Origin of the sequence: Vulcanimicrobium alpinum (genome assembly GCF_027923555.1) — a bacterium.
Lineage (GTDB): Bacteria > Vulcanimicrobiota > Vulcanimicrobiia > Vulcanimicrobiales > Vulcanimicrobiaceae > Vulcanimicrobium > Vulcanimicrobium alpinum.
This window is the reverse complement of the sequence record NZ_AP025523.1, coordinates 3,088,955-3,112,986: the sequence shown is the minus strand read 5'-3', so window position 1 is coordinate 3,112,986 and position 24,032 is coordinate 3,088,955. Positions and strand designations below refer to the sequence as shown.

At 69.4% G+C, this 24,032-nt stretch carries 25 protein-coding genes; 10 read left to right on the top strand and 15 right to left on the bottom strand.

Annotation, left to right across the window (positions count from 1 at the left end; all coding sequences use genetic code 11):
• Window positions 1-4 precede the first annotated feature (4 nt).
• Entirely contained in the window at window positions 5-1,051 is a 1,047-nt protein-coding gene (gene selD / locus WPS_RS15920; RefSeq protein ID WP_317995444.1) for a selenide, water dikinase SelD, read from the bottom strand.
• A gap of 45 nt (window positions 1,052-1,096) precedes the next feature.
• Here selD and WPS_RS15915 point away from each other — a divergent pair, with 45 nt between their 5' ends.
• Entirely contained in the window at window positions 1,097-2,269 is a 1,173-nt protein-coding gene (locus WPS_RS15915; RefSeq protein ID WP_317995443.1) for a pyridoxal-phosphate-dependent aminotransferase family protein, read from the top strand.
• Window positions 2,270-2,276: 7 nt separating this feature from the next.
• On the opposite strand, the gene WPS_RS15910 is transcribed toward WPS_RS15915, so the two are convergent.
• From WPS_RS15910 to WPS_RS15880, 7 genes are all read right to left on the bottom strand, one after another.
• On the bottom strand, window positions 2,277-2,972 hold the full coding sequence (locus WPS_RS15910) for a hemerythrin domain-containing protein (RefSeq protein ID WP_317995442.1): 696 nt from the start codon (window positions 2,970-2,972) through the stop codon (window positions 2,277-2,279).
• A 61-nt stretch (window positions 2,973-3,033) separates the two neighbouring features.
• A complete protein-coding gene (locus WPS_RS15905; protein WP_317995441.1) occupies window positions 3,034-4,671 on the bottom strand; it encodes a long-chain-fatty-acid--CoA ligase in 1,638 nt (545 codons plus the stop codon).
• 6 nt (window positions 4,672-4,677) lie between these two features.
• On the bottom strand, window positions 4,678-5,844 hold the full coding sequence (locus tag WPS_RS15900) for an ABC transporter substrate-binding protein (protein WP_317995440.1): 1,167 nt from the start codon (window positions 5,842-5,844) through the stop codon (window positions 4,678-4,680).
• An 11-nt stretch (window positions 5,845-5,855) separates the two neighbouring features.
• Window positions 5,856-6,569: an ABC transporter ATP-binding protein gene (locus WPS_RS15895; RefSeq protein ID WP_317995439.1), complete on the bottom strand. Its 714-nt coding sequence runs from the start codon at window positions 6,567-6,569 to the stop codon at window positions 5,856-5,858.
• Window positions 6,562-7,326 (bottom strand): ABC transporter ATP-binding protein, encoded by a 765-nt coding sequence (locus WPS_RS15890; RefSeq protein ID WP_317995438.1) that lies wholly within the window; start codon window positions 7,324-7,326, stop codon window positions 6,562-6,564. The genes WPS_RS15895 and WPS_RS15890 overlap by 8 nt, the downstream gene beginning before the upstream one ends.
• Window positions 7,326-8,303 (bottom strand): branched-chain amino acid ABC transporter permease, encoded by a 978-nt coding sequence (locus WPS_RS15885; RefSeq protein WP_317995437.1) that lies wholly within the window; start codon window positions 8,301-8,303, stop codon window positions 7,326-7,328. Before WPS_RS15885 ends, WPS_RS15890 begins: the two co-directional genes overlap by 1 nt.
• The gene (locus WPS_RS15880; RefSeq protein ID WP_317995436.1) at window positions 8,303-9,166 is read right to left on the bottom strand and encodes a branched-chain amino acid ABC transporter permease; all 864 of its coding nucleotides are present in this window, start codon (window positions 9,164-9,166) and stop codon (window positions 8,303-8,305) included. Before WPS_RS15880 ends, WPS_RS15885 begins: the two co-directional genes overlap by 1 nt.
• An 89-nt stretch (window positions 9,167-9,255) precedes the next feature.
• On the opposite strand from WPS_RS15880, the gene WPS_RS15875 reads away from it, so the two are divergent.
• The 3 genes from WPS_RS15875 to WPS_RS15865 are packed head-to-tail and all read left to right on the top strand — an operon-like array spanning window position 9,256 to window position 13,562.
• A complete protein-coding gene (locus tag WPS_RS15875; protein WP_317995435.1) occupies window positions 9,256-11,349 on the top strand; it encodes a 3-hydroxyacyl-CoA dehydrogenase NAD-binding domain-containing protein in 2,094 nt (697 codons plus the stop codon).
• The gene (locus tag WPS_RS15870) at window positions 11,346-12,461 is read left to right on the top strand and encodes an acyl-CoA dehydrogenase family protein (RefSeq protein ID WP_317995434.1); all 1,116 of its coding nucleotides are present in this window, start codon (window positions 11,346-11,348) and stop codon (window positions 12,459-12,461) included. The genes WPS_RS15875 and WPS_RS15870 overlap by 4 nt, the downstream gene beginning before the upstream one ends.
• A 15-nt stretch (window positions 12,462-12,476) precedes the next feature.
• On the top strand, window positions 12,477-13,562 hold the full coding sequence (locus WPS_RS15865) for an acyl-CoA dehydrogenase family protein (protein ID WP_317995433.1): 1,086 nt from the start codon (window positions 12,477-12,479) through the stop codon (window positions 13,560-13,562).
• On the opposite strand, the gene WPS_RS15860 is transcribed toward WPS_RS15865, so the two are convergent.
• Together WPS_RS15860 and WPS_RS15855 are read right to left on the bottom strand one after the other, a co-directional pair.
• Window positions 13,559-14,278, bottom strand: coding sequence for a TetR/AcrR family transcriptional regulator (locus tag WPS_RS15860; RefSeq protein ID WP_317995432.1), 720 nt, complete (start codon window positions 14,276-14,278; stop codon window positions 13,559-13,561). The two genes, WPS_RS15865 and WPS_RS15860, sit on opposite strands and share 4 nt — an antisense overlap.
• 49 nt (window positions 14,279-14,327) lie before the next feature.
• Window positions 14,328-14,894 carry a CvpA family protein gene (locus WPS_RS15855; protein WP_317995431.1) on the bottom strand — a complete coding sequence of 189 codons (567 nt, stop codon included), beginning with the start codon at window positions 14,892-14,894 and terminating at the stop codon, window positions 14,328-14,330.
• Between the two features lie 79 nt (window positions 14,895-14,973).
• Between WPS_RS15855 and WPS_RS15850 the strand changes: the two genes are divergently transcribed.
• Window positions 14,974-15,816, top strand: a complete 843-nt coding sequence (locus tag WPS_RS15850) for a PP2C family protein-serine/threonine phosphatase (protein WP_317995430.1) — start codon at window positions 14,974-14,976, stop codon at window positions 15,814-15,816.
• 10 nt (window positions 15,817-15,826) lie between these two features.
• Here WPS_RS15850 and pheT read toward each other — a convergent pair whose 3' ends face one another.
• The 4 genes from pheT to WPS_RS15830 form a co-directional block, all read right to left on the bottom strand.
• Complete coding sequence (gene pheT, locus WPS_RS15845) at window positions 15,827-18,157, bottom strand: phenylalanine--tRNA ligase subunit beta (RefSeq protein ID WP_317995429.1); 2,331 nt, start codon at window positions 18,155-18,157, stop codon at window positions 15,827-15,829.
• A 1-nt stretch (window position 18,158) separates the two neighbouring features.
• Window positions 18,159-19,205 carry a phenylalanine--tRNA ligase subunit alpha gene (gene pheS, locus WPS_RS15840; RefSeq protein WP_317995428.1) on the bottom strand — a complete coding sequence of 349 codons (1,047 nt, stop codon included), beginning with the start codon at window positions 19,203-19,205 and terminating at the stop codon, window positions 18,159-18,161.
• 108 nt (window positions 19,206-19,313) lie between these two features.
• Window positions 19,314-19,412 (bottom strand): YqzL family protein, encoded by a 99-nt coding sequence (locus WPS_RS15835; RefSeq protein ID WP_317995427.1) that lies wholly within the window; start codon window positions 19,410-19,412, stop codon window positions 19,314-19,316.
• A 126-nt stretch (window positions 19,413-19,538) separates the two neighbouring features.
• A complete protein-coding gene (locus tag WPS_RS15830) occupies window positions 19,539-20,318 on the bottom strand; it encodes a TrmH family RNA methyltransferase (RefSeq protein WP_317995426.1) in 780 nt (259 codons plus the stop codon).
• Window positions 20,319-20,402: 84 nt separating this feature from the next.
• Here WPS_RS15830 and WPS_RS15825 point away from each other — a divergent pair, with 84 nt between their 5' ends.
• The 5 genes from WPS_RS15825 to WPS_RS15805 are packed head-to-tail and all read left to right on the top strand — an operon-like array spanning window position 20,403 to window position 23,457.
• Window positions 20,403-20,768 carry a hypothetical protein gene (locus tag WPS_RS15825; RefSeq protein ID WP_317995425.1) on the top strand — a complete coding sequence of 122 codons (366 nt, stop codon included), beginning with the start codon at window positions 20,403-20,405 and terminating at the stop codon, window positions 20,766-20,768.
• A gap of 40 nt (window positions 20,769-20,808) precedes the next feature.
• Window positions 20,809-21,684, top strand: coding sequence for an NAD-dependent epimerase/dehydratase family protein (locus WPS_RS15820; protein WP_317995424.1), 876 nt, complete (start codon window positions 20,809-20,811; stop codon window positions 21,682-21,684).
• Window positions 21,685-21,686: 2 nt separating this feature from the next.
• A complete protein-coding gene (locus WPS_RS15815) occupies window positions 21,687-22,208 on the top strand; it encodes an NUDIX hydrolase (RefSeq protein WP_317995423.1) in 522 nt (173 codons plus the stop codon).
• Between the two features lie 5 nt (window positions 22,209-22,213).
• Window positions 22,214-22,570, top strand: coding sequence for a hypothetical protein (locus WPS_RS15810; RefSeq protein ID WP_317995422.1), 357 nt, complete (start codon window positions 22,214-22,216; stop codon window positions 22,568-22,570).
• Window positions 22,567-23,457 carry an alpha/beta hydrolase gene (locus WPS_RS15805; protein ID WP_317995421.1) on the top strand — a complete coding sequence of 297 codons (891 nt, stop codon included), beginning with the start codon at window positions 22,567-22,569 and terminating at the stop codon, window positions 23,455-23,457. The genes WPS_RS15810 and WPS_RS15805 overlap by 4 nt, the downstream gene beginning before the upstream one ends.
• On the opposite strand, the gene WPS_RS15800 is transcribed toward WPS_RS15805, so the two are convergent.
• Window positions 23,454-24,029 carry a YceI family protein gene (locus WPS_RS15800; RefSeq protein WP_317995420.1) on the bottom strand — a complete coding sequence of 192 codons (576 nt, stop codon included), beginning with the start codon at window positions 24,027-24,029 and terminating at the stop codon, window positions 23,454-23,456. The two genes, WPS_RS15805 and WPS_RS15800, sit on opposite strands and share 4 nt — an antisense overlap.
• Window positions 24,030-24,032: the final 3 nt, after the last annotated feature.

The following is a 24,032-nucleotide window of genomic DNA, read 5'->3' as shown; positions in this document are numbered from 1 at the left end:
CCCGTTACCGCACGAACACGGTGCCGGCCGGTCCGGCCAGGACCTCGCCGACGATGCGGACCGTCCCCAGATCGGCGAGCTCGGCGAGGATGCGATGCGCGCCCTCCGGCGCGACGGCGATCAGCAATCCGCCCGACGTCTGCGCGTCGGAGATCGCGACCTGCAGGGCGTGCGGCACGTCGTCGCTCCAGCGCACGAAGCGCGCGTGATCGTCGAGGTTGGTGCGCGTGCCGCCGGGGAGCACGTCGCGCGCGATCAGCTCGAGCACGCCGGAAAACAGCGGGACCGCGCCCGCGTCGATCGCGAGCGCGACGTTCGAGGCGCGCGCGATCTCGCCGGCGTGGCCCGCCAGGCCGAAGCCGGTGACGTCGGTCGCGGCGTGCGCGCCGTGCGCGAGCATCGCGGAGGCAGCGCGATCGTTGAGCCGCGTCATCGATGCGATCGCGGGCGAGAGCGCCGCCTCGTCGATCAGGTCGTTGCGTCGCGCGGTGGTGAGGATACCCGTCCCGATGGGTTTGGAGAGAAGCAGCAGATCACCGGGACGGGCCCCGCCGTTTGTAACGACCGCCTTCGGGGAAATGGTTCCAGTTACCGCCATCCCATATTTTGGCTCGTCGCTTTTGATGGTGTGTCCGCCGATGATGCTCACGCCCGCCGCGGCAGCGACCGCCGCGCCGCCGGCGAGAATCGCGGAAAGAATTTCCGTTCCCAACGTTTCGACCGGGAAGGCGGCGATGTTCAGCGCGGTGCGCGGCGTGCCGCCCATGGCGTAGACGTCGCTGATCGCGTTCGCTGCGGCGATGCGTCCGAATTCGTACGGATCGTCGACGATCGGCGTGAAGAAGTCGACCGTCTGCACGAGTGCGAGATCGTCGCTGATGCGATAGATGCCGGCGTCGTCGCTCGTCGCGATTCCGAGCAGCACGTTGGGGTCGGACGATGTAGGGAGCGCGCTCAGCGCGGAGGCGAGGAGCGACGCGGGGACCTTCGCCGCGCAACCGGCGCAGGCCGCGAGCGAGGTGAGGCGGACCCGTCCGGGGGACTCGATCATGATGGCGAATACCACGTCGTCGCGCTTGATTCCGCCGGAGGATACGTGTCCAAGAGCCTGCTGTTCATCCCCGGTCCCGTCACCGTCGCCGAGCCGGTGCTGACGGCGACCGCCCAGCCCATGATCGACCACCGCGGCCCCGAGTTCAAGGCGCTGCTGGAGCGGGTTGCGCGGCGGATGAAACCGATCTTCGGCACCGAGCGCGCCGAGGTGCTGTTGCTGGGTTCGTCGGGGACGGGCGGTTTGGAAGCCGCCGTCGCGAACATGTTCGGAGCGGGCGACCGGATTCTGGCGTGCCCGATCGGCGTTTTCGGCGAACGGCTGATCGCGATCGCGCGCACGTTCGGTTGCGACGTCGACGTGCTGGAGACGGCCTGGGGGAGCGGCGTCGACCCGCAGGCGCTGCGCGCCAAACTCGAGAGCGCGGCCGGCGAGCGCCGCTACGCCGGGATTCTGCTCACGCACAACGAGACCTCGACCGGATCGCAGAACGATCTCGCGTCGCTGGCCGCGGCGATCCGCGGATGCGGCGCGTACGTCGTCGTCGATTCCGTCAGCGGGCTGGCCGCGAGCGATTTCCGCATGGACGAGTGGGGCTTCGACATCGTCGTCACCGCCTCGCAGAAGGCCCTCGCCGTCCCGCCCGGGCTCGCGATGGTCGCGGTCGCACCGCGTGCGTGGGAGCGGATGGATTCGAACCGCGCGCCGCGGTACTACTTCGATTTGAAGAAGGCCCGCGATTTCGCGGCGCTCGGCCAAACACCGTGGACGCCGCCGGTCTCGATCGTCTACGGGCTCGACGCCGCGCTCGACGAGTTCGAGCGCACCGGCCCGCGCCGGGTATGGGAACGGCACGCGCGATACGCGCGCGCGATCCGTGCCTGCGCCGAAGCGCTGGGCCTCGAGATCTTCTCGGCGGAGGGCGCGCACTCGGTGACGGTGGTCGCGATCCGCGTCCCGGCCGGGATCGACGCCGATGCGATCCGCAAGCGTCTGCGTGACGATCGGGGCGTCGTGATCGGCGGCGGTCAAGGGAAGCTGAAAGGCCAAATCATCCGCATCGGCACGATGGGCGACCTTTCGCAGACCGACGTCCTCGGCGCGCTCGGCGCGCTCGAGATCGCGCTGCTCGACGCCGGCGTCAGCCTGCACATCGGCAGCGGAGTGCAAGCGGCGCTGCGGGTGTTCCTCGAAACGGAAGCGCCCGCAGCGGTCTAACGCCGGCTCAGCGCTTGCGCTTGCGGGTCGGGGCGGTGCGTTTTTTCGCCGCGGCGGGCCGCGTCGTTTTGCGCGTTGTCGCCGTCTTGCGGGCCGCCGTCTTCGGTGCGGTCGTCTTGCGCGCGCCGGTCTTCCGCGCTGCGGTCTTGCGGGTGCTCGCTTTGCGCGTGCTCCCGGTGCTGCGTCCGCCGCGCGTGCGGCCGCCGCTCGACTTGAACGCCTGCATCTCGGCGCCCAATTCGTCGAGCTGATCGCCCAGCGTGCGCCGGGCCTCGGAGAAGATCGTGGACTCTTCCTCGCGCACGTGATGCTGCACGAGTTCCTTGAGCACGGTCAGCTTCGCTTTGAGCGTCTCATCGCCGGCACGCGTAGCCTGGATCTTCGCGATGAGATCCTTGACGACGCCGTGCTCCTCGGCGGCTTCGAGGACGCTGTCTTTCTCGTCCTGACCGCCGGCGCGCCGCAGAGCGGGATAGAAGAGCGCCTCCTCCATCCGCGCGTGCAGCGTCAGCGCGTCGCAGATCCTCGTCGCGAGGGAGCGGCGTTCGCTCGCTCGCGCACCGTCGCCGAGCGCGCGCTCAAAGAGTGCGCTTACCTCTTCGTGGTCGCCGTGAATGAGGCTCAGCGCGTCGGGCGCATCCTGCGCGCTGCCGTTGTCGCCGCCGCGACCGAAAACCTGACCGACTCGATCTCGAATGTTCATACCGCTCCTCGCCGTGGTGTCGCTGACTGACGTACCCGGCGAGCGTCGCGGATGAAACGCGTTACGGCGTCGCCGATGCGGCAATCTGCGCGTATTGCGCGCGCAGCGTCCGTTTCGAGACCTTCCCGGTCGCGGTATGCGGCAATTCGTCGACGAACATCACGTCGTCGGGCATCCACCACTTCGCGATCCGGCCGTCGAGAAAGCGCAGCACGTCGTCGCGGCCGATCGCGCTGCCGGTCGCGCGTACCACGACGAGCAGCGGACGCTCGGCCCACTTCGGGTGCGGGATCGCGATCGCGGCGGCCTCGGCGATCTCCGGATGTGCGACCGCCGCGTTCTCCAGATCGATCGAGCTGATCCACTCGCCGCCGGATTTGATGAGGTCCTTGGCGCGGTCGTGAATCGTCAGGTAGCCGTCGGCATCGAGCGAGACGATGTCGCCGGTGCGGAACCAGCCGTCGTCGGTGAATTGATTCGCCGTCGCTTCCGCGTTGTTGTAGTAGGCGCTCGCGACCCACGGCCCGCGCACGTAGAGTTCGCCCTGCGCTTCGCCGTCGTCGGGGAGCGGCAGGCCGTCCTCGTCGACGATCTTCATGTCGACGCCGAAGACGCAGCGGCCGGCCTTCATCTGATGCTTCAGTTGCTCGGTGATGTCGCTGCTGCGATGCTTGGGCTTGATCGAGCCGTTCGTGCAGACCGGACTCGTCTCGGTCATCCCCCAGCCGTGGATCACCTCGATCCCCATCCGTTCGTAGGCCTCGATCATCGAGGGCGGCGCGGCCGAACCGCCGACGCTGAGCGACTTGAGCGCCGTGAGCTGCTTGCCGGTCTGCTGCAAGTACTGCAGCAGACCGAGCCAGATCACCGGCACGCCGGAGGCGCTGGTCACGTTCTCGCTCTCGATCATCTCGCAGATGCTCGCCGCGTCGTGCAGCGCGCCGCCGAAGACGAGCTTCGAGCCGAGCATCGGCGCGGCGTAGGGAATCCCCCACGCGTTGACGTGGAACATCGGGACGACCGGCATCATCGCCGCCGACGACTCGCTGCGCCGCGTCGCCCCCATGATGCACCCGCTCATCGCGTGCAGGACGGTCGAGCGGTTGGAGTAGAGGACGCCCTTCGGGTCGCCGGTCGTCCCCGAGGTGTAGCAGAGTCCGCACGCCGTGTTCTCGTCGAGATGCGGCCATTCGATCGCGGGGCTCTGTTCGCCGAGCAGCGACTCGTAGCACAGCACGTTCGGCAGCGTCGTCTGCGGCATGTGCGCTTTGTCGGTCATGATGACGAAGCCGCGCACGCGCGGCAGCTGCACGGCGATCGCTTCGACCAGCGGGACGAACGTGAGGTCGAGGAAGACGTAGCGGTCGTCGGCGTGGTTGATGATGTAGGCGATCTGCGCCGGATGCAGGCGCGGATTGATGGTGTGACAGACGGCGCCGATCCCGCCGACGCCGTAGTACAGCTCGAAGTGCCGGTAGCCGTTCCAGGCGATCGTCGCGACGCGCACGCCGTCGAGGACGCCGAGGGTCAGCAGGGCGTTCGCCAACTGCGCGCTCCGCGCCGCCGCGTCACGATACGTGTAGCGGTGGATCGGTCCCTCGACCGTTCGCGACACGATCTCGACGTCGCCCTGAAAGCGCGCGCCGTACTCCAGGATGGCGCTGACGTTCAGCGGGACGTCCATCATCAATCCGCGCATGCGGGATCACTCCGTGAAGGGGATGGTGATTTTGTCGTACTTGCCCTTGTCGACCGACGCCGCGATCGCGTCGAGCATCAGATGCCCGGCTTTCGTGACGCCGTGGATCGTCGCCGGCTGATACTTCGGGTTGAGGCCCTTCGCCGCGTCGTGCAGTTTGCCGGCGAGCGCGACCGGATCGGCCGAGCCCGCGAGCGCGATCGCTTCGGCGAAGATGTGCATCGCCATGTAGTTGAACGCGATCTCGGTATTCGGCGCGCGTTCGGTCCCGAATTTCTTAGTATAGGCGTCGATGAAGATCTTCGTGCCCGCGCCCGGATAGAGCGGGAACGGGACGACGCCGACCGCGCCCTCCAGCTTCGCGATCGGCAGCACCGACTGCAGCTGGTCGAACTTCGCTTGGTCCATCATCACGAAGCCGCCGTTGTAGCCCTGATCGCGCGCCGACTTCATCACCAGACCCGTCGGCTGCGAAGGGCCGCCGACCAGGATCACGTCGGGTTTCTCTGCCAGCGCCTTGCTCACCGTCGTCGAAAAGTCCGCGGTGGTGTTGTAGTCGACGCCGTTGTTGGTGAGGACGGTCCCGCCCATCGCCTGCCACGCTGCGCTGAAGCCCTTGGTCCACGCGTTGCCGTAGGCCGTCGTGGTCGCGATCAGCCCGAGCTTTTTCCCGAACCGCTTCATCGAATACTCGCCGAACGGCTTGAAGTAGCCGTCGTACGCCGGCGGGATCATCAGCATCAGCGTGTCGTTCTTCTTGAGGATCGCCGGTTCGCTGGTATAGGCCCCGAGCACGAACTTCGGCGACTGCTTGTCGTTGAAGTCCTCGATCGCCAGTATCCCGCCGGAGTGCGGGCAGAAGACGATCGGCGCGTTGCTCTCCTGCGCCAACCGCTTCGCGTTGGTCGCCGCCTCGTTGGGGCGGTACGCGTCGTCGAGCGAGGCGAGTTTGAAGGTGTACTTCTTTGCGCCGGCGCCGCCGGCGGCGTTGATCTCGTCGATCGCCATTTGGATCCCGCGCTGCACGTCGGCTCCGTACTGCGCCGCACCGCCCGAGAGCGGTCCGGTGTACCCGATGGTGACGACGTTCGTGGCCTGCGCCCACGCACGCCGCGGCAAGAGTGCCCCCGCGGCGAGCGCGCCCGCACCGGCGAACCAAGTCTTACGTCGCATGTTCAACCTCCTCAGGCGCCGATGAACGCCTTCTTAACCAGCTCGTTGTCGCGCAGCGTGCTCGCCGAGCCTTCGAGCACCACCCGTCCTTGCGCCAGCACGTAGCCGCGCTGCGCGATCGCGAGCGCGGCGTACGCGTTCTGCTCCGCGATCAGCACCATCGTGCCGTCCCGGTTGATCTGAGCGATCGCTTCGAGCATCGACGTGACGACGCGCGGCGCGAGGCCGAGCGACGGCTCGTCGAGCAGAAGCAGTTTCGGCTTCGCCATCAGCGCGCGACCGATCGCAACCATCTGCTGCTGGCCGCCGCTGAGCGAGCCCGCCGGGGCGCGCAGCTTCATCCGCACGTCGGGGAAGAGCGCGCACACGCGCTCGAGCGAGGCGTCGGCTTCGCGCCGGTTGCGGCGAACGTACGCGCCGAGCCGCAGATTTTTCTCGACCGAGAGCTCGGGGAAGAGCTTGCGTCCTTCGGCGCACTGCGCGATCCCGAGCTGCACGATTGCGGCCGGGCGCATCCGGCGCGTGTCGCGGCCGTCGAACGCGATCGTCCCCGACGACGGTACGATCCCGCTGAGCGCGCAGAACAGCGTGCTCTTCCCCGAGCCGTTGGCGCCGAGCAGCGTCACGCACTCGCCGGGACGCACCTGCAGGTCGACCCGGTCGAGCGCCGGCGCTGCGGAGCCGTACCTGACCTGGAGCCCGCGCACCTCGAGGCCCTCAGACATGGGCTTTCACTCCGAGATACGCATCGATGACGGCCGGATCGGCGCTGATCTGCGCCGGCGTCCCCTCGGCGATCTTCTTGCCGTGATGGAGCACGACGATCGAGTCGGCGAGTCCCATCACCAAGTTCATCTTGTGCTCGACCAGGCAGATCGTCATCCCGGCGTCCGCCATAGCGCGAATCAGTGCGGCGTGCGCATCAGTCTCTTCGGCGGTGACGCCGGCGACCGGTTCGTCGAGGAGGACGAGTTTGGGCTTCGCCGCGACCGCGATCGCGATCGCGAGACGCTTCTGGGCTTCCTGCGGGATGCTCCCGGCGATGCGGTGCGCGAGACCGTCGATCCCGGCGAACCGCAGCGCGTCGTGCGCCGCGTCGCGGCTCTCGCGCTCCTCGCGCCGCGTGCGCGGCGTGCGCAGCAGCGCGTCGACGAGCGTGCTCGCCGTATGGCGGCGGTAGCCGAGCATCGCGTTGTCGAGCACTGTCAGGTGCGCGAACAGGCTGGTCGTTTGGAACGTGCGCGCGATCCCGCGACGCGCGATGGCGTGCATCGGAAGACCGGTGATCTCCTCACCTTCGAAAAGCAGGCTGCCCGAAGTCGCGGCGTAGAGTCCGGAGACGACGTTGAAGAGCGTCGACTTCCCCGCGCCGTTGGGTCCGATGATCGCTTTGATCTGACCCGCCGGGATCGCGGACGAGACGTCGTCGACCGCGAGCAGCCCGCCGAAGCGCTTGGTGATCGCGCGCGCCTGCAGCAGCATCAGTTCAGCGCCGCCTCGGCCGTACCGGCCGGTGCCGCGACGTCGTGCGGCGGGCGCGGCGCGCGCAGGCGCGCAAACGCGCCGGCGATGCCGTGCGGGAAGAAGATCACCAGCACGACGAGCAGCGGGCCGAAGATCAGGAAACGGTATTCGTGCGCCGACTGCAGCGTCTGCGTGAGGCCGACCAGCAGCAGCGTCCCGATCAGCGGCCCTGCGATCGTCCCGATCCCGCCGACGACGAGGTTCAGCAGCTGCTCGAAGGTGACGTCGAGGCCGCTCGCGTCAGGGCCGAGGTTGCCGTTCTCCATCGCGTACATCCCGCCGGCGAGTCCGGTCAGGAACGTCGAGAGGACGAACGCCGCGAGCCGCGCGCGCGCGACGTCGATCCCGGCGGCGCGGGCGAGGATTGCGTTGTCCGCGATCGCCACGAACGTCAGGCCGACGAGCGAACGCCGTGCGAGCGTGACGATCGCGATCGCGAACGCGAGCGTCGCGAGCACGAGATAATAGCGCGCGCGGTCGTCGGCGAAGTTCAGCGGTCCGATCGGCGGCGGCGGCGGGATCCCGACGATCCCGAGGTTGCCGCCGGTGAGTTCCTGCCAGTTGGAAAACACGGTGTAGATCATCACGCCGACGGCGGCGGTGAAGATCGCGAAGTAGTGGCCGCGCGTTCGTGCGCCGATCACGCCGACGAACGCGCCCATCAGCATGCTCGCGACGCAGCCGGCGGCGAGCGCCGGCCAGAACGGCCACGCGAGCTTCGTCTCGAGCAGCGCGACGCTGTACGCGCCGATGCCGAAGAACGCGGCGTTGCCGAGATTGAGCAGGCCCGCGTAACCGAGGATCACGTTGAGCCCGTAGACGGCGATCGCGGTGACGTACGCGTCCGCGACGATCTGCAGGTAGAACGATTTGCCGGCGGCGAGCGGAAGGACGAGCGCGGCCAGCGCGGCCGCGATCCAGAGCGCGCGCCGCATCACGTCCCTTTCGCGAACAATCCGGTCGGCCGCACGGCGAGGATCAGGACGAGCACCGCGAACGCGATCACGTCCTGATAACTCGTCGAGATGTACGTCGCGCCGAAGCTCTCGGCGAAGGCGAGGATGAACGCGCCGGCGATCGCGCCGGGGATGCTCCCCATCCCGCCGAGCACGATGATCGCGAACGCTTTGAGGATGACGGTGAAGCCCATCGCGGGATAGATCAGGTTGATCGACGCGATCAGCGTCGCGGCGGCCGCCGCCATCCCCGCCGAGATCGCGAACACGATCGTCGAGACGCGGTCGGCGTCGATCCCCACCAGCGCCGCGCCCTGGCGGTTCTGCGCCACCGCCTCGATCGTCGCGCCGAGCGTCGTCCGCTTGAGGAACAGCAGCAGCGCGACCATCAGCGCCGCCGCAGCGGCGATGACGATGATGCGCTGCTCGGTGAGGACGAGATCGCCCGGCAGGTGCACCACGACGTCGTAGGGCGTCGGCAGCTCGCGGAACTCCGGCTTGAAGAGCACCTGCGCGAGCGTCTGCAGGAAGAAGAGCACGCCGACCGCGGCGATGATCGCGTTCACTTCGGGCGCGTCGCGCAGGGGGCGGAAGACGAGCCGTTCGACCAGGACGCCGACCGCCGCGAGCACGACGATCGCCAGCAGCATCGCCGGCCAGTAGGTCAGGTGCGCGACGGTGACGCCGAAGAACGCGACGTACGCGCCGAGCATGTACAGGTGGCCGTGCGCGAAGTTCGGCACCTGCATCGTTCCGTACACGAGCGCAAGGCCCAGCGCGACGAGCGCGTACAAGCTCCCGACTACGAGACCGTTCAGCAGCTCCTGAAAGAAAAGATGCATGCGCGCCTCACCGGCGAGGAGATTTCCTACGGTTGCCGGATTGGTGGTCGTTCACCTTCGAGCAACACGTTTTCCCCTTGGAGCCTGCGTTGCCGCCCGATCACGTCGTCGTGCTGGAGATCGACAACCCGCCCGTGAACGCGCTGGGCCCCGCCGCGATCGCACCGCTGATCGCCGCGCTCGCCGCCGCCGACGCGGACGCGGAGGTGCGGGCGATCGTGCTCGGCGGCGCCGGCGGCACGTTCAGCGGCGGCGCCGACATGCGTGGGTTCGCCGTCGACCCGCCGCCGCGGCCGCACGTGCGCGATCTCATCGAAGCGATCGAGCAGGCGTCGAAACCCGTCGTCGCGGCGCTCGACGGGAACGCGCTGGGCGGCGGCCTCGAAGTTGCGCTCGCGTGCGACTATCGCGTCGCGGCGCCGGACGCGCGGCTGGGGCTGCCGGAGATTACGCGCGGGCTCATTCCGGGCGCCGGCGGCACGCAGCGCCTGCCGCGCCTGATCGGCGTCGGCGCGGCGCTCCCGATCGTGCTGAGCGGCGAGCCGGTCGACGGCCGCGCCGCACGGGCGCTCGGCATCGTCGATGCGATCGCCGACGGCGACGTGCGCGCCGCGGCGCGTGCGTTCGCCGCGTCCTGCGCCGGCGAACGGCGCCGCGCATCCGCGATGCGCGCGAGTCCCGACGACGCTGCGCTCGCGGCGGCGCGCGCACGCGCGAATCCGCCCGAACGCGGCGGCCTCGCCGAGCACGCCGCGATCGACGCGCTCGCCGACGCGACGGCGCTCCCGTTCGCCGAAGGTCTCGCGCGCGAACGCGAACGTTTTCTCGCCTTGCGCGAGTCGGAGCAGTCGCGCGCGCGCATCCATGTCTTCTTCGCCGAACGCGAAGCGGGAAAGCTCGCCGACGGCAGCGTTCCCGCGCCGTTCGTTGCGCGAAGCGCGACGGTCGTTGGCGCCGGCACGATGGGGACCGGGATCGCAACCGCGATCGCCAACGCGGGGATCGCGGTCACGCTGGTCGACCTGCAGCCGGCGCTTCTCGAACGCGCGCGGTCGATCATCGCATCGAACTACGCGGCGAGGGTGCGCAAAGGCCGCCTGACGCAGGCGCAGATGGACGAGCGCCTGGGCCGCATCGCGTATGCCTGCGCGCTCGATGCGGCGGCCGGCGTCGATCTCGTGATCGAGGCCGTCTTCGAAGAGCTTGCGACCAAACAGGACGTCTTCCGCGCGCTCGACGCGATCGCCGCGCCGCACGCGATCCTGGCGACCAACACCTCGACCCTCGACATCGAAGCGATCGCGTCGGCGACGTCGCGGCCGGAGCAGGTCGTCGGGATGCATTTCTTCAGCCCAGCCAATGTGATGCGGCTGCTCGAAATCGTCCGCGGCGCGCGCACGTCGCCGGCCGTGATCGCGCAGGCGCTCGGCGTCGCGAAGCAGTTGAAGAAGATCGGCGTCGTCGCCGGCAACTGCGACGGATTCATCGGCAACCGGATGCTCCACGGCTATCTGCGCGAAGCGGCGTTTCTGCTCGAAGAGGGCGCGACGCCGCGGCAGGTCGATCGCGCGATCCGCGCCTTCGGCTTCCCGATGGGACCGTTCGCGATGTCGGATCTCGCCGGACTCGATGTCGGATGGCGGATCCGCAAAGGGAAGCACGCGCTGGCGCCGCCCATCGGGCGCTACTCGCGGATCGCCGACCTGCTGTGCGAGCGCGGACGCTTCGGACAGAAGACGGGCGCCGGATACTACCGCTACGCCGAGGGCGACCGCACGCCGCAGCCCGACTCCGAGGTCGACGCGCTCATCGCGCAGGTCGCGAAGGACGAGGGGATCGCGCGGCGTGCGATCGGCGACGACGAGATCGTCGAACGCTGTCTCTACCCGCTGGTGAACGAGGGCGCCGCGATCCTCGCCGGCGGGATCGCCGCGCGGCCCGGCGACATCGACGTCGTGTGGGTCGACGGCTACGGTTTCCCGGCGTTTCGCGGCGGCCCGCTGCGCTGGGCCGACCACGTCGGACTCGCGGCGATCCTCGCGCGCATCGATGCCTACGCGCGCACGCACGGCGCTCCGTGGAACGCGACGCCGCTGCTGCGCGAACTCGCCGCCCGCGGCGCGACGTTCGCCGCCTGGAACGCACGGGTGCGTGCGCTCAGCGGCACGGAGGGAACGCGATGAACTTGGCCTTCAGCCCCGAGGAACTCGCGTTCCGGGACGAGGTGCGCGCGTTCATCGCGCAGCGTCTCCCCGACGACATCCGCCGGAAAGTCCAGGCGGGCGATCCGCTCGTCAAAGACGACTACGCGCGCTGGCACCGCATCCTCTTCGAGCGCGGCTGGGCGGCGCCGAATTGGCCGCAGCGGTACGGCGGCACGGGCTGGAACGCCGTGCAGCGCCACATCTTCTCCGAGGAGATCGCGCACGGCTGGGCACTGCGGATGCTGCCGTTCGGCCTGCAGATGGTCGCGCCGGTCATCATCGAGTTCGGCAACGACGAACAGCGCGCGCGCTACTTGCCGACGATTCTCAGCGGCGAGGAGTTCTGGTGCCAAGGATACTCCGAGCCGGGCGCCGGCTCCGATCTCGCCGCGCTCGCGACGCGCGCCGAGCGGCGCGACGACGCGTACGTCATCAACGGGACGAAGACGTGGATCACCGCCGCGCAATGGGCCGACTGGATCTTCGTCCTCGCGCGCACCGATCCGCAGGCGAAGAAGCAGGAGGGGATCTCGTTCATCCTCGCCGATATGCGCACGCCGGGGATCAGCGTGCGCCCGATCGAGACGATCGACGGCGGCAGCGAGATCAACGAAGTGCACTTCGAAAACGTCGAGGTGCCGGTCGCAAACCTCGTCGGGCGCGAAGGCGAAGGCTGGACCTACGCCAAGTTTCTGCTCGAGCACGAGCGCACCGGAACCGCGGGGATCGCGCTGTGCCGCCAGTATCTTGACGCGCTGCGCGAGCTGCTCGTGCGCGAACGGATCGACGAACCGCGGCTGAACGAGCGGATCGCGCGCGTCGAGATCGAGCTCGACGCGCTCGCGTTCACCGAACTGCGGACGCTGGCGGCGGAGTCGGCCGGGACGCGGCCCGGACCCGAGTCGTCGATTCTCAAGATCAAAGGAACGGAGATCCAGCAGGCGATCAGCGAGCTCGCGCTCGACGCGCTCGGACCCTATGCGGAGCGGCACCTCGCGCCGAAGTACTTCAACTACCGCAAAACGTCGATCTACGCCGGCTCCAACGAGATCCAGAAGAACATCATCGCCAAACGTATCCTCAAACTGTAGGCGGATCGCATCGCAATGGACTTCGCGCTCTCACCCGAACAACTGCTCATCAAGGACGGGGTCGCACGGTTCGCCGCCGGCGATCATGCCGGCGACCGCTGGAGCACGTTCGCGGAACTCGGCTGGCTCGCGATCGGCGCGCCCGAGGATCTGGGCGGGTTCGGCGGGCCGCTCGAGACGCTGCTGATCATGGAGCAGTTCGGACGGGGCCGCGTCACGTCCGCGTACGTCGCGCAGTGCGTCTTCGCGGGGACGATCCTGCGTGCGGCGGGACGCAGCGACCTGCTCGAAGCGCTGATCGAGGGTCGCCGCCGTTTCGCGGTCGCGTACGAAGAGCCGCATGCGCGCGGCAATCCCGCCGTGGTCGCCGCGCAGGCGCGCACCGCGCCCGACGGCGTGCGCATCAGCGGCGGCAAGACGCGCGTGCTCGACGCCGGCACGGCCGACACGCTGCTCGTCAGCGCGCGCGACGGCGACGACGTGCTGCTCGCGGCCGTCCCGGCGGCGGCGCCGGGCGTCGCGCGCGTCGCGTATCCCGCCGAAGACGGCACCGACGTCGCCGATATCCGCTTCGACGATGCGCTCGTCGAGGAAGGCGGCGTCATCGCGCGCGGCGGCGACGCGCTGCGCATCCTCGAGCTCGGCTTCGACCATGCGGCCGGCGCGTTCTGCGCCGAAGGCCTCGGCTTGATGAGCGTCATGCTCGAAGCGACGGTGGAGTACGCGAAGGCGCGTCACCAATTCGGCGTCCCGATCGGGTCGTTTCAGGCGCTGCAGCACCGGATGGCCGAGATGTTCATCGAGGTCGAACTGGCGCGCTCGATGGCCTACCTCGCCGCGACGACGCTCGACACGAGCGATCCGGCGGAACGCCGCCGCGGCGTCTCGGCCGCAAAGGTGCAGATCGCGAAGTCCGGACGCTTCGTCGGACAGAACGCGATTCAGCTGCACGGCGGGATCGGGATGAGCGAGGAGTACCACGTCGGCCGGTACTTCAAGCGGATGACGATGGTCGAGCGGCTGCTCGGCGACGCCGACTTCCATCTCGCCCGCTATCTCCCGACGGCGCCCGCGGCGGCGCGCGAACCGGCGCCGGTCTAGGCTTGCGAGCGCCGCGGCGTGTAGCCGAGCGGCGCGACGGGCTCGAACGCATCGAGCAGCAGCGTGCGGATCCAGAGCGCCGAGAGCGTCTCGATCATCTTCTGCGTCGACGGACGGCGTGCGGCGAGGATCCATTCCAGGACGATGTCGTGCGCTGCGCCGGCGATCGCGGCGCTCACCAGACGGCTGTCGAGTTCGGTGTCGAACCCGCGCTCTTCGAGCCGGCGCGTCGCCTTCGTGAGCCGCTTGATGATCGTCTCGCGCCACTCGCGGCGGCGCTGTTCCATCGCCTCGCTGATCCCGCGCGACTCGAGCACGTAGACGCGCGCTATCCGCGGGTCGCTGGTGAGGTAGCGGATGTACGCGGCGGTTCCCGAGCGGATGCGGTCGTGCATCGTGCCGCCCGGCGCGCGCAGCGCCGCCAGCACGGCGTTCTGCATCGTGTCGGAGATCTGATCGTAGAGCGCGCTCAGCAGCGCTTCGCGCGAGGAGAAGTCTTCGTAGAAGTGGCGTGCGGTCACGCCGGCGGCGCTGCAGAGCATCGGGATCGTCGTCTGATGGAAGCCGATCGTCCCAAAGAGGTCGAGGCCGACGTTGAACAGCCGCGCGCGGCGGTCGGCGCGCCGCTGCACGGCCGATCGTCCGCCGTAGACGCGGCCGGCCAGCACCGCCGTCAGCGCTCGCTGCGGGGATTTCGCGACCGCCTTCATTGCCATGGCTGTGCCTCGTATGCCATTGGCGGACCGGCTCCTGGCGGACGCGGCGTTACAGACGATGCCGCGCGAAGACCGGCGTCGCGTACGCCCGCACGAACCAAGGCATCGTGCCGCGCAGAAACGCATCGACCTGCGCGTTGGGCCCGGTGACGGTCGCGACGAGCGGCGAGGCGCGCAGATCGCGCCGCAGATCCTTGGCCAACGGGAAAAACAGGAGGACGTAGAGGACGGCCCAGATCCCCAGCAGCGCTTTGGCCGCGCCGATGCAGGCGCCGCCGATCCCGTTCCCGATCCCGATCAGCGGCAGCTTCGCGATCCGCGAGAGCAGCATCGAGAGCGCCATCAGCGCGATGTAGACGACGAGCGCGAACGCGATCATCCCCACGATGTGCGCCGAGCCCGTGTTCAGTCCGAAGTACCCGTGCATCACCCCGTCGAGGGTTCCGGGGTAGAAGATCGCCGCCCACACGGCGGCTGCGAGCGCGATGAAGCCGCCGATCTCGTCGACGAAGCCGCGCCGCCAGCCCTTGTACGCGAACAGGATCACGATGATGACGATGACGAGGTCGGGCCAGCCCACGCGCTGTTCTTGGCGTTGCGCAGCGTGGTTCCCCATCGCGCCCGGTTGCCGCCGTCCGACGACGACGAGCGCTCGGAGGCGCAACCTCGGCCGCAGTCATCTGGTAGGGAGGTCAATGGAGCTTCCCGCGATTCCGCCGCCGCTCTCCACGCCGGCGGAGAATTCCATTTCCGAGAACGGGTTCGATTCCACGGCGACGCTCCAACTCGATGGGGCTTCAGACATCTCGAACTGGACGGCGGCGAAGGTCCTCGTCGAGCACCTCTTCGCGCTCGGTTCGGCGCGCATTTTGGGCGTCGAGTACGCCGTCGGCTACCAGCTCGCACACGGCCTGACCGGCGGTGACATCGTCGACGTCTACCACTTCGACAACGACGCGGTCTCGTTTTCGATCGCCGACATCGCCGGCAAAGGGACGCAGGCCGCGATCCACGCGGCGATGGTCAAGTACGGTCTGCGCGCCTATGCGTCGCAAGGATTGACGCCCGAGCGCGTGCTGCGTTCGCTCGATCGACTCTACATCGAGAACAACGCGTTCGAGCGCATCGAGTCGTTCGCCAGCGTCTTCTTCGGGATGGTCGATACCTCACGGCGGATCATGCATTACGCGTCGGGCGGCCACGAGGCGGCCGCGGTTCTGGCTCCCGGCGAAGCGCCGCGCCTGCTCGAACCGACCGCGCCGCTGATCGGCGTGTTCGACGATCAGCACCACCTCTTCAAGCAGAGCTTCGTCGAACTGCTGCCCGGAACGCTGTTCGTCGCGACAACCGACGGGGTGACCGAAGCGCGCGCCGACAGCGGCGAGTTCTTCGGGATCGAACGTTTCCTCGACACGATCGACGAGTTCGCCGAGGCTCCCGCGGAACTCATCGTGCAGCAATTGATCGACCGCGCGCGTGCGTTCAGCGGCGACCGCTTGCGCGACGACGTCGCCGTCGTCGCCGCGCGCTTCATTTGAACGCGCGGCGTCAGCCGCGCAGCGTCGCTCCGAAGCGCGCCTGCAGGATCGCGACGATCCGCGCGGTCGCGGCATCAGCGTCCTCGTCGGTGAGCGTCGCGTCGTAGCTCTGCAGCACGATCCGCAGCGCCAGCGACTTCTGGCCGGCGCCGATCTGCGGTCCGCGATACTCGTCGAACACCGTCGCCGAGCGGACCAGCGGCTCGCCGCGCACGGCGGCGATCAGATCGCCGGCGAGCACGTCGTCGGCGACGACGAGCGCGAGATCGCGTTCGACCGGCGGGAACTTCGAGGGGGCGACGTAACGCGGGACGCTGCGCGACGGAAGCGCGTCGACGAAGACCGTCGCCAGCGCTGTGGTCTCGGCGACGTCGTGCGCGTGCGCGAGCCGCGGGTCGACGACGCCGACGTAGCCGACGACGGCGTCGCCGATGCGAAGCGCCGCCGTCTTCCCGGGATGCAGCGACGGGAACATGCCGCGCTCGACCTGCGCGTCGACGCCGGTTTCGCGTCGCAGCAGCGCGAGCACGTCGGATTTGAGCCGTCCGAACGCGCTCTCGCCGCCGGCGTGCAGCGCGGTGAGCTGCACGGTTTCGCGCGGCTCCGGCTGCGACTGCGCGAAGACGTGGCCGAGTTCGAAGATACGGTAGGGACGGACGGCGCGGTCGCGTGCGGCGAAATCGAGCAGCGCGGGCGCGATCGAGAAACGCATCCAGCGCTGATCTTCGCTCAGCGGGTTCAGGATCTCGACGACGTCCGGCACCGCGATGCTCTGCTCGCGCCACGCCTGCGCGACGGCGGCGGGCTGGAGCGAGAGCGAGACGGCTTCGGTGTAGCCGAGACCGGCGAGCGTCGTCGCGAGCTGCGTCTCGCGGTCGAACTCGGCGCTGTCGATCTCCTGCGGAACGACCGGCGGCGTCTGCGCGGTGACCCGGTCGTACCCGACGACGCGCGCGATCTCTTCGACCAGATCGGCCGCCAGCAGGACGTCGTTGCGCCAGTACGGCGCGACGACGGAGAAGCCGTTGGGAACGCGCGCGACCTTGAAGCCCAGCGATGCGAGGCTGCGTTCGATCTCCGCGTCGCCGACCGCGAAACCCAGGAGCCGTTCGACTTCGCCGCCGCGCAGCATCACGGGCGCGGGATCGGGGACGCCGCCTCCTCCGGAACGCGGCAGCCGCACGGCTCCGCCTTCCTGTTCGAGCAGGTGCGCCGCACGCGACGCGCCCAGATCGGCCAGCGCGAGCGGGAGCGACTTCTCGAACCTGCTCGATGCTTCGGTTCTCAGTTTGAGCGCGTTGCTCGCGCGGCGGATGCGCGGGCCGTTCCAGGTTGCGGCTTCGATGAGCACCTCGGTTGTCGACTCGACGACCTCGCTGCGCAGTCCGCCCATGATTCCGGCGAGCGACGTCGGGCCATCGTCGTCGGCGATCACGATCATCCGCTCGTCTAGCGTGCGTTCCTGATCGTCGAGCGTGGTGAAGCGTTCACCGTCGCGCGCGTCGCGCACGATGAGGTGGCCGCCGGCGACGCGCTCGAAATCGAAGAAGTGCAGCGGCTGGCCGATCTCGAGCATGACGAAGTTCGAGACGTCGACGATGTTGTTGATCGGGCGCTGGCCCGCCAGCGCGAGGCGCACGCGCATCCACGCTGCGGCGGGCCGCACCTGCAGGCCGCTCACGAGCTGAAACACCATCCGCTTGCAGTCGATCGTCTCGATCGTGACGCGCGCATCGTCGGGGCCGTCTTCGTATTTGACGATCGCGCCCGGCTCGCGCAGTTCGACGCCGTACGACGCGGCGAGTTCGCGTGCGAGGCCGAGGATCGAGAGGGCGTCGGGGCGGTTCGGCGTGACGTCGACGTCGAGCACGGGTTCGGAGAGGCGCAGCAGCGCGATCGCGTCGCCGCCGATCGGCATCGCGTGGTCGAGCTGCATGATCCCGTCCTCGAACCAGTCCGCCGGCAAGCCGAGCTCGTCGGCGGAACACAGCATCCCCTCGGAGTCGATCCCGCGCATCTTCCGGGGCGCGATCGTGAGGCCGCCGGCGAGCTGCGCGCCGATGCGCGCGACCGGGATCACCTGATGCGGCGCGACGTTCGTCGCCGCGGTCGCGATCGTCAGATGCCGTTCGCCGCCGACGTCGATCGTGCAGAGCTGCAGCCGGTCGGCGTTGGGATGCCGGTCGACCGTCACGATCCGTCCGACGACGACGTGGGTGAGCTGCGGCCGCTCGATCACCTCGTCGACGGGAAAGCCTAGCGCGGCGAGCCGCGCGACGATCGCGGCGGAGTCGTCGGGGAGATCGACGTAATCGCGCAGCCACGCCAGCGGAACGCGCATCTTACGCGAGGCCCTCGGCGAAGCCCGGGACGTTCTCGACGAACGCGCGGATGTCGTCGATGTCGTAGCGCTTCATCGCGATGCGCTCCAGCCCGCAGCCGAACGCCCATCCGGACACGGCGTCGGGATCGTACCCGACCGAACGCAGGACATTCGGATGCACCATCCCGCTCCCGCCGATCTCGATCCACCCGCTCCCGCCGCACGTCCGGCACTGCAGGCCGTCCTGCATCCCCGTCCCGTGACACGCCGGACACTTCACGTCGATCTCCGCCGACGGTTCGGTGAACGGAAAGAACGACGGCCGGAACCGCACGTCGGCGTCGGCGCCGAAGAGTTCGCGGCACATCCCGACCAACACGCCCTTGAGATGCCCGAAGTGCACGCCGTGCCCCACCATGAGGCCTTCGACCTGATGGAACATGTAGAGATGGCGTGCGTCGACGGCGTCGCGCCGGTACGCTTTCCCGGGAACGATGATCGCGATCGGCGGACCGTGCCGGCGCATCGAGCGCACCTGCATCGGCGAGGTGTGCGTGCGCAGCAGCCGATCGGGCCGCAGGTAGAACGAGTCGAGCCCTTCGCGCGCGGGATGATCGGGCGGGATGTTCAACGCGTCGAAGTTGTTGGCGTCGGTCTCGATCTCGGGACCCAGGACGACCGCAAAGCCGTGGCGCGTGAAGTAGCGCGCGACGTCGATCGCGACTTGCCGGACCGGATGGAGCGCACCGAGGCGCGCCGGCGGACCCGGAAACGTCACGTCGATCGTATCGCCCAGCGATCGCTCGAGCGCGGCGCGCTCGACGCGCGCGAGCGCGTCGGTCAGCTGCGCTTCCATCGACTCGACGGCGGCGTTGATCACTTTCCCTGCGCCCGGGCGCTCCGGCGGCGGCAGCGTGCCGATGCTGCGGCGCACGCCGGTCACCTCGCCGCTGCGGCCCAGAAATGCGACGCGCACCTCGTCGAGGGCGCGCGCATCGGGCGCGTCGGCGACCGCGCGTTCGAAGCGCGCGGTCAGCGAAGCGAGGTTTGCTTCGAGTTCACTCATGGGCGAAGTCGTCATTACGTCACACGCAAACGCCCGATCCTGGAGGACCGGGCGTTGCCGCTGCTTTCCTTGGGTTCGCGGCCCCGTCGTTCACGGGGCTGCCCGCGCTTACTGCGCGGTCGTCGGATGCAAATGCCGGTACATCAGGTACGCGCTGATCGAGCCCGTGTTGGCAAACAGTTTCCAGAAGATTTCGGAGGTGCGCATGGCGTCGGCGGTTCCCTCTCCTGAGCTGTAGTGGCGCGTCGTGTTCGCGTCGGCAGTGGGAGTATAGCACCGGCTCTCCGAGCCGCCAAGTCTTGACAGGACGGGCTTTTTCGGCGACTTGACAGCCTACTTGACACGCGACGCGACGTACAAAACGATGCTCCCCGCGACGGCCGCGTTCAAACTCTCCGCGGTCGCCCGCTGGGGGATGCGCACCGCCCGATCCCAGCGCGGCAGCCAGTCGCGGACGCCGCGCCGTTCGTTGCCGACGGCGAGGATTGCGTTGGCCGGCAAGGGAGCGGCTCCCAGATCCTCGCCGTCGACGTCCGTCGCGATCACCGGTCGCCCCGCCGCCGCGGCGGCCGCCGGCAATTCCTCGGCGTCGACTAGGGCGACGGGGAGGCGAAAGATCGAACCCATCGTGGCGCGTACGACCTTAGGACCGAACGGATCGGCGCCCCCGCGACCGAAGAGCACCCCCGCCGCGCCGAATGCCTCCGCGGAGCGCACCAGCGTCCCCGCATTGCCGGGGTCGTTAACGCCGGCCAGCAGGAGGACCGGGCCCGGCCGCGCCAGGATCTCGGCCGCGGTCCAGCGCGGGAGCGGGACGACCGCAGCAACCGCGGGCGGCGCGTCGAGGTCGGAGATGCGCGCCATCGCCCGTGCCGGGACGATGAAGACCTCGGTCCCGTCCTGCTCGTAGGCCGCGAAGCGCTCGGCCGGGACCGCGGCGCGATGCTCGTCGTTGATATAGAGCTCGAGCGGCCGGACCGCGCTGCGCCGAGCCTCCTCGAGCATCGTGAGCCCCTCGATGACGAAGCGGCCCTGGTCGCGGCGCGCGGCCGGGGTGCGGAGGTCGTGCGCGAGCGCGATCCGGGGATTCTGCGGGCTGAGCGTCGTGGGCACGCGCAGGCGTTCCCCGGTGCCGGCCGCGGAGCCCGCACCGCGCCGAAAGTACGCGGGACCCTGCGGCACGAAGACCGGCCGGTCGTGAAGGACAAGCGCCTGCCGGAGATCGCCTGGCTCCTCGTGATCGCCGTCCTCGTCGCCTTGGGCGGCGACACCGTGCTGCGCTTTCTCGGCGCAAACCGTGCCCTGGGAACGATCCTGCTCGGGATCGCGATCCTGGGCACCGTCGTGATGATCCGCCGCGCGTACGATCCCGCCTCGCCGACGGTCCGCGTCGACGTTACCAAAGCCGTCGCCTACTGCGCGGCCGCCGTGATGGCGCTGGTGACGGTCGACTGGCATCCGCATTGGGCGGTGCGCGCCTGTCTCACCGCAGCGGAAGTCGCGATCGTCTTCGAAATCTTCGTCATCGTCTCTTCGCAGCGCGCCGGAAGCGCGCAACGCTGAACTCGTCGTCGCGTGAAGCGACCGTAGGAGAAATCTCGCCGTGCCGGTGTTCGTCTTGGGTGGAACGGGATATGTCGGTTCGAGCGTCGTGCGCGAACTGCGCGCGCGTTCGCACGTCGTCCGCGCGCTCGCGCGCAGCGACGCGTCGGAAGGGAAAGCGCGCGCGCTGGGCGCGGAGCCGGTGCGCGGAGAACTGCGCGATCTCGACATCCTGCGCGGTGCCGTCGCACAGGCCGACGCGGTCGTCTCGTGCGCGCAGGAGCCGTCCGCGCAGGGCGTGACCGCCGAACGCAACGCGCTCGTCGCGATGCTCAACGCGCTCCCCGACGGGCGCACGTTCGTCTACACCAGCGGTGTCTGGGTCTACGGTTCGCGCGGCGACGCGCTCATCGACGAGGACGCGCCGCTCGCGCCGCTCGACCTCGTCGCGTGGCGCCCCGAGCACGAAGAGATCGTCCTCTCGCACCGCCATCGTCTGCGGATCGTCGTCCTGCGCCCCGGCCTCGTGTACGGCGACGGGGGCGGGATCCCGGGGATGCTCGTCGAGCAAGGACGGACCGGGCCCGTGCGTGTCGTCGGCGACGGGGCGAATCGCTGGCCGACCGTGCGCCACGACGCGCTCGCCGAACTCTACGCCGACGTCGTGGAGAAGCCGGCTGCGCGCGGCATCTACAACGCGACCCGCGGCGCGTCGGTCCCGTATGTCGAGATCGCGCACGCGGCGTCGCGGGCCGCCGGCGGGGACGGCCGCGTCGAGCACATCGCGCTCGAGGATGCGCGCCCGCAGATGGGTCCGTTCGCCGACGCGCTCGCCGCCGATCAGAACATCGACAGCAGCAAGGCGACGCGCGAACTCGGCTGGGAGCCGCACCGGCCGACGCTCCTCGAAGAACTCGCGAACACCAGCGTCATCTGATCGTGGACGTCTTGCAGACGCGCCGCGTCTACGACGGGCGCGTCCTCAACCTGCGCCTCGATACGCTGACCGGGACGAACGGCACGCCGCACGAGGTGGAGATCGTCGAGCACTCGGAGGCGGTCGTCGTGATCGTGCGGCCGCAGCCCCACACCATGCTGCTGGTGAAACAGTACCGCCATCCGGTCGGCCGCGAGACCTGGGAGGTCGTCGCCGGCGGGATGGACCCCGGCGAGACGCCCGAAGAGGCGGCGATCCGCGAACTGCGTGAGGAGACGGGGTATCGCGCGCGGCGCGTCGAGCGGCTGTGGTCGGCGTTCTCCGCGCCCGGGTTTTGCGAAGAGCTGCTGCACTTCTGCCTCGTCGACGGCTACGAGATCGGCGACGCCGAACCCGACGAGCACGAGGAGATCGAGATCGGGATCTTCGCGCTCGACGACCTGTGGCGGAAGATCCGCGCCGACGAACTCCCCGATGCGAAATCTCAGGTCGCCGTGCTGTGGGCGCTGAGCGGGCGCGCGTAGTCGTCATGCTGCAGGGCGCGCTGATTCGCGCGGTGCGGGATTTCGGCGACACGCCGGAGTTCGCGTCCGGGAAAGATCGCGCGCTCGCGACGGCGGCCTCGCTCGACTACGTGCTGATGCTCGTGCGCGGCGCCGCCGGCGCGCGCATCCTCGAGCGCGATGCGCAGCGGGCGATCAAGGACGGCGTCGTGCGCGCGGTCGACGATCTGATCGCGAGCGCGACGGCGATCGTCGCCGTCGGATCGCCGGAGGCGCACGCGTTCGCCCGCGAGGCGGTGAGCGTGCTGCGCGCGGCGCTCGCATTCGAAGGACTCGCGACGCACGAACGGCGGTTCGCGCTGATCGCGCTCGCGAACCCGTGACCATCGACGCGCAGGCGATCGTCGCGGCGCTCGATGCAGGCGAGGAGCATCTGCTCGGCGAGGAGATGCGCTCGACGGTCCTCGATCACGGCCGCCGCACCGCGCACGCCATCGTGCTGCTGCACGGGCTGACGGCGAGCCCGCGTACCTGGCGCGAGTTCGCGCGCGTGCGGCACGCGCGCGGCGAGAACGTGCTGATCCCGCGGCTTCCGCGCCACGGTCACGCCGACCGCAACTCCGAGGCGCTGGCCGGGTTGACCGCCGGCGAACTCACCGCGCAGGGCGAACGGATCGTCGATGCCGCCGCGCGCCTCGGCGAGCAGGTCACGCTGGTCGGCCACTCGCTGGGCGCCGCGCTCGCCCTCCACCTCGCGCACCGCGACGAGCGCATCGATCGCGTCGTCGCTGTCGCGCCTTTTCTCGGGATCGTGCGCGTCCCGCCCGACCTCAACGCGTGGCTGCGCGCGCTGCTGGAGCGCGCGCCGAACCGCTTTCTGTACTGGGACCTGATCGACAAAGGCCGCAGCCTGCCGCCGCACGGCTACCACCGCTACACGACGCGCTCGCTCGCGGCCGGGCTCGCGCTGGCGGAGATGCTGCGCGCCGACGCGCGCGCCGGGCCGCCGCGCGCGCGTCACATCGAGATCGTGCGCAACGCGAGCGAGTCGTCGGTGAGCAACGCCGCGATCGACGATCTGGTGAAGCGCTGGCGCGCGGTCGGCGGCGAGCACGTGCAGGTGCACCGGCTGGTCGGCTTGGGTTCCTCGCACGACGTGATCGAACCGGAGCGGCGCCGCTCGCCGGCGGGGCGTTTTCTGCCGATGCTGCACGCGATCTTGGACGAGCCGCCGCGCGACGAAGACCGCTTGATCGACGCGCGCAGTTAGCGGCTGACCGTTTCGAGGACGATCGTCAGCGCTACCGTGTTGCCGACGAGCCCGCGCAACGAGGTCATCCCGAAGTCGGAGCGCCGGAAGCGTCCGGAAGCGATGTACCGGATGCGCCGTGCTCCTCCGGGCTCGCCGAGTTCGCCGGCTTCGTGCACGTCGAGATGGAGCGGGTGCGTCACGCCGCGCATCGTCAGGGTGCCGTCGATCGCGAACGCATGCGGGCTGGTCGGGACGATGCGGCGGCCGCTGAAGTCGATGGCCGGGTAGGCGCGCGTGTTGAAGAACGCGCCGCCGCGCAATTGCGCGTCGCGCGCCGCGTCGCCGGTGTCGAGCGCGGCGGCGTCGAGCCGTGCGACGACGCTTCGCGGGATCGTTGCCCCGTCGCCGGTGACGACGTTCGCGTAGGCGATCGGCAGATGACCGGTGACGCGCGGTGCCAGCAGACGTGACACCGTCAGCGTGACGCTCGAACGGGCCGGATCGGCGCGCCACTCGACGTCGGCGCGCGCTGACACGGCGGGCGAGGCTGCCGCGCAGAGAACCGCGAGCGTCAAGGCGGCGAGGCGCATGAT

Bases quoted from the DNA above. Each gene is read 5' to 3' on its own strand.
- selD (WP_317995444.1), bottom strand. From the start codon at position 1,051: ATGATCGAGTCCCCCGGACGGGTCCGCCTCACCTCGCTCGCGGCCTGC.
- WPS_RS15910 (WP_317995442.1), bottom strand. From the start codon at position 2,972: ATGAACATTCGAGATCGAGTCGGTCAGGTTTTCGGTCGCGGCGGCGAC.
- WPS_RS15905 (WP_317995441.1), bottom strand. From the start codon at position 4,671: ATGCGCGGATTGATGATGGACGTCCCGCTGAACGTCAGCGCCATCCTG.
- WPS_RS15900 (WP_317995440.1), bottom strand. From the start codon at position 5,844: ATGCGACGTAAGACTTGGTTCGCCGGTGCGGGCGCGCTCGCCGCGGGG.
- WPS_RS15895 (WP_317995439.1), bottom strand. From the start codon at position 6,569: ATGTCTGAGGGCCTCGAGGTGCGCGGGCTCCAGGTCAGGTACGGCTCC.
- WPS_RS15890 (WP_317995438.1), bottom strand. From the start codon at position 7,326: ATGCTGCTGCAGGCGCGCGCGATCACCAAGCGCTTCGGCGGGCTGCTC.
- WPS_RS15885 (WP_317995437.1), bottom strand. From the start codon at position 8,303: ATGCGGCGCGCGCTCTGGATCGCGGCCGCGCTGGCCGCGCTCGTCCTT.
- WPS_RS15880 (WP_317995436.1), bottom strand. From the start codon at position 9,166: ATGCATCTTTTCTTTCAGGAGCTGCTGAACGGTCTCGTAGTCGGGAGC.
- WPS_RS15870 (WP_317995434.1), top strand. From the start codon at position 11,346: ATGAACTTGGCCTTCAGCCCCGAGGAACTCGCGTTCCGGGACGAGGTG.
- WPS_RS15865 (WP_317995433.1), top strand. From the start codon at position 12,477: ATGGACTTCGCGCTCTCACCCGAACAACTGCTCATCAAGGACGGGGTC.
- WPS_RS15860 (WP_317995432.1), bottom strand. From the start codon at position 14,278: ATGGCAATGAAGGCGGTCGCGAAATCCCCGCAGCGAGCGCTGACGGCG.
- WPS_RS15855 (WP_317995431.1), bottom strand. From the start codon at position 14,894: ATGGGGAACCACGCTGCGCAACGCCAAGAACAGCGCGTGGGCTGGCCC.
- WPS_RS15850 (WP_317995430.1), top strand. From the start codon at position 14,974: ATGGAGCTTCCCGCGATTCCGCCGCCGCTCTCCACGCCGGCGGAGAAT.
- pheT (WP_317995429.1), bottom strand. From the start codon at position 18,157: ATGCGCGTTCCGCTGGCGTGGCTGCGCGATTACGTCGATCTCCCCGAC.
- pheS (WP_317995428.1), bottom strand. From the start codon at position 19,205: ATGAGTGAACTCGAAGCAAACCTCGCTTCGCTGACCGCGCGCTTCGAA.
- WPS_RS15835 (WP_317995427.1), bottom strand. From the start codon at position 19,412: ATGCGCACCTCCGAAATCTTCTGGAAACTGTTTGCCAACACGGGCTCG.
- WPS_RS15810 (WP_317995422.1), top strand. From the start codon at position 22,214: ATGCTGCAGGGCGCGCTGATTCGCGCGGTGCGGGATTTCGGCGACACG.
- WPS_RS15800 (WP_317995420.1), bottom strand. From the start codon at position 24,029: ATGCGCCTCGCCGCCTTGACGCTCGCGGTTCTCTGCGCGGCAGCCTCG.